Consider the following 3552-nt stretch of genomic DNA (forward strand, 5'->3'; position numbering starts at 1 on the left):
GGCGTGCTGCTCTGCATCAATGGCGCCGGCATCCTCAACGCGTGGACCAAGCGGCTGCTGGGCGACCTCTCCTACAAGGAGATGGATCGGTTGGCCGAATCGGTCGCCATCGGATCCGACGGCGTGACCGTCCTGCCGTTCGGCAACGGGGCCGAGCGCGTGCTCGGCAACCGGAACGTCGGCGCGCAGATCGGCGGGCTCGACTTCAACCGCCACGACCGATCGCAGATCTGCCGCGCCGTGCAGGAGGGCATCGTCTTCTCGTTCATGTACGGCATGGAGGTGATGGCCGAAACCGGCATCGAGCTCAAAACCATTCGCGCCGGATTCGCCAACATGTTCATGAGCAAAATTTTCTGCGATACGCTCGCGGGGGTCAGCGGCGCCACGATCGAGCTGTACGAAACCGACGGCGCCCTCGGCGCCGCCCGGGGCGCGGGTTTCGGCGCCGGGATTTTCCCGTCGCTGGAAGCGGCGTTCGCCCAGCTCGATCTGAAAAAGAGAATCGAACCGGGTGCGGGCGATTACCAAGCGGCCTATGCCGCCTGGAAGCGCCGTTTGGAGCAGGCGTTGGCGGAATCGAACTAAGGGAGATCCGGAATGAATGGGTTGGCTGGCTTGGACTGGTTGGTGATTGGGCTCTACTTCGCGGCGCTGGTCGTGGTGGTGTGGTGGTCTTCGAAAAAGCAGGATACCTCGGCGGATTATTTCTTGGCCGGGCGGAACATGGGCTGGTTTGTGATCGGCGGCTCGCTGTTCGCCTCCAACATCGGTTCGGAGCACATCGTTGGGTTGGCGGGCTCGGGGGCCTCGACCGGCATGGCGATGGCGCACTGGGAAATGCATGCCTGGGTCATGCTGCTGCTCGGCTGGGTATTCGTTCCCTTCTACTACCGGGCCAAGGTCTTCACCATGCCGGAGTTCTTGGAAAAGCGGTTCGACTCGAAGGTCCGCTGGATTCTTTCCGTCGTCTCGCTGGTGGCCTATGTGTTCACCAAGGTTTCCGTGACGGTGTATGCCGGCGCCATCGTCTTCCGTACGCTGCTTCCCGATCTGCAGTTGACCCTGTTCGGGCAGGTCTGGGGTCCGTTCTGGATCGGGGCGTTTTCCACCGTCATCCTCACCGGCATCTACACCGTCTTCGGCGGCTTGCGCGCCGTGCTCTTCACCGATACCGCCCAGGCGTTCATCCTCCTGATCGGTTCGTTCTTCATCACCTTCTTCGGGCTGAAGGCGCTCGGCGGCTGGGGGGAACTCCAGGCGGTCTGCAGCGACCGTGCCGCCGAAATGGCGCTGTGGCGCCCCATGGTTCAGGCCGGCTCGGACATCCCGTGGTGGAAGAACGGCGACTTCCCGTGGGCGGGGATCCTGATTGCCTCGCCGATCATCGGCATTTGGTATTGGTGCACCGACCAGTACATCGTGCAGCGCACCCTGGCGGCGAAAAACCTGCAGCAGGCCCGGCGCGGCGCCATCTGGGGCGCGTTCCTTAAAGTCTGGCCGGTCATGATCTTCCTCGTTCCCGGCCTGATCGGCTGGGCGCTCAACCAGAAGGGCCTGATGGCGATTCCGGCCAAGGTGGTCGACGGCGTGACCGTCTCCGCCATCGATGGCGACCAGGTGTTTGCCACCATGGTGATGAGTCTGCTGCCGCCCGGCTTGCGCGGCCTGGTGGTCGGCGGCTTGCTGGCGGCGCTGATGAGCTCGCTTTCCTCGTTGTTCAACTCCTGCGCCTCGCTGTTCACGGTCGACATCTACGAAAAGCTTCGGCCGAACCAATCGGAAAAGCATCTGGTGACGGTCGGGCGTTTCGCCACCACCATCATCGTGTTGCTCGGCATGGCCTGGATTCCGGTCATGTATAAAGTGGCCGGCGGCGGCCTCTACCAGTATCTGCAGAGCGTGCAGGGCTACCTCGCCCCGCCGATCACCGCCGTCTTCCTGCTCGGGCTGTTCTGGAAACGGATCAACTCAAAGGGCGCCATGTGGGGACTCGTTTCGGGGTTCTTGCTCGGCATGTTCAAGCTCACCGTCCAGGCGATCTACGGAGAAGGGAAGGGCGCATCCGGAACCTTCCTGGCCAACTTGGCCGACTTCAGCTTCCTCTATTTCTCCGGCGTGCTGTTTGTCATCAGCATTGGAACGGTGGTGCTCGTTTCGCTGCTTTCGCCCGCGCAGGACGCGGAGTCGATCAAGGGGCTCACCTATGCCTCGCTGGACAAGCAGGATGTTCGCTCCAGCATCGGTAAATTCGATGTGATTTTGACTGCGGCCTCCCTTGCGCTGGTGCTGGGCATGTACCTCTACTTCAGCTTCTGGCTGAAGGGATGACCTGCCTGAAACCGATCTAAAACGAAAGAGATAAAAATGAGTGAAAACCGAATGAATATCAAAAAAAGCCAGCGCTGCCGCGATGTCGATGGACATTGAATTGGCCGGGCAAAAAACGAATGTGGAGCTGCCGGGCAGAAGCCTTTGCGCAGTGGTCTTTGAACTGAACAAGTAGCCGCTTCTTCGGAAGATGGCATGTATGAACAAGGAGAGTAAAAAATGAGTATTGTAACCGGAAACACCGAATATTTCCCGGGCATCGGCAAGATTGCCTTCGAGGGCCGCGAGAGCGACAACCCGCTCGCGTTTAAATGGTACGACGAAAACGCCGTGGTCGGCGGCAAGACGATGAAGGAAACCCTGCGGTTCGCCATTGCCTACTGGCATACGTTCTGCGGAACCGGCGGCGACCCGTTCGGCGGCGGCACCCATGCCTTCCCGTGGTTCGCCGGCGCCGACGCCGAGACCCGCGCGAAAAACAAAATGGACGCCGCGTTCGAATTCATCACCAAGGTCGGCGCTCCCTATTACTGCTTCCACGACTACGACCTCGTCGAGGAAGGCGCCACCTTCGCCGAGTCCACCAAGCGTCTCGAAATGATCACCGACTACGCGAAAGAAAAGCAGACCGCGTCCGGCGTCAAGCTGCTCTGGGGCACGGCCAACCTCTTCTCCAACCCGCGCTACATGAACGGCGCCGGCACCAACCCCGACTTCAACACCGTCGCCTACGCCGGCGCGCAGCTGAAGAACGCACTCGATGCCACCATCAAGCTCGGCGGCGAAAACTACGTCTTCTGGGGCGGCCGCGAAGGCTACATGAGCCTGCTCAACACCAATATGAAGCAGGAGCTCGACAACCTCGGCAACTTCCTGCGCATGGCGCGCGACTACGCCCGCGGCCAGGGCTTCAAGGGCAACTTCTTCATCGAGCCCAAGCCGATGGAGCCGAGCAAGCACCAGTACGACTTCGACGCCGCGACCGTCGTCGGCTTCCTGAACGCGCAGGGCCTCGCCGACGACTTCAAGCTCAACGTCGAAGTCAACCACGCCACGCTCGCGCAGCACACCTTCCAGCACGACCTGCAGGTGGCGGCCGACAACAACATGCTCGGCAGCATCGACGCCAACCGCGGCGACTACCAGAACGGATGGGACACCGATGAATTCCCGGTCAGCATCCGCGAATCCGTGGAAGCGATGCTGGTGATTCTCGAAGCC

General features: G+C 61.2%; 3 protein-coding genes. All 3 read left to right on the top strand.

The window, feature by feature from the left end; translation table 11 throughout:
* The coding region (locus ABYO54_RS15240) for an FGGY-family carbohydrate kinase (protein WP_372809093.1) at positions 1-588 on the top strand (588 nt) is incomplete at its 5' end.
* Positions 589-600: 12 nt separating this feature from the next.
* Positions 601-2331: a sodium:solute symporter gene (locus tag ABYO54_RS15245; RefSeq protein WP_372809094.1), complete on the top strand. Its 1731-nt coding sequence runs from the start codon at positions 601-603 to the stop codon at positions 2329-2331.
* A 219-nt stretch (positions 2332-2550) separates the two neighbouring features.
* A partial coding sequence (locus ABYO54_RS15250) for a xylose isomerase (RefSeq protein WP_372809095.1) occupies positions 2551-3552 on the top strand: 1002 nt, incomplete at its 3' end.

The sequence above is a fragment of the Pontiella sp. genome, assembly GCF_041622395.1.
Lineage (GTDB): Bacteria > Verrucomicrobiota > Kiritimatiellia > Kiritimatiellales > Pontiellaceae > Pontiella.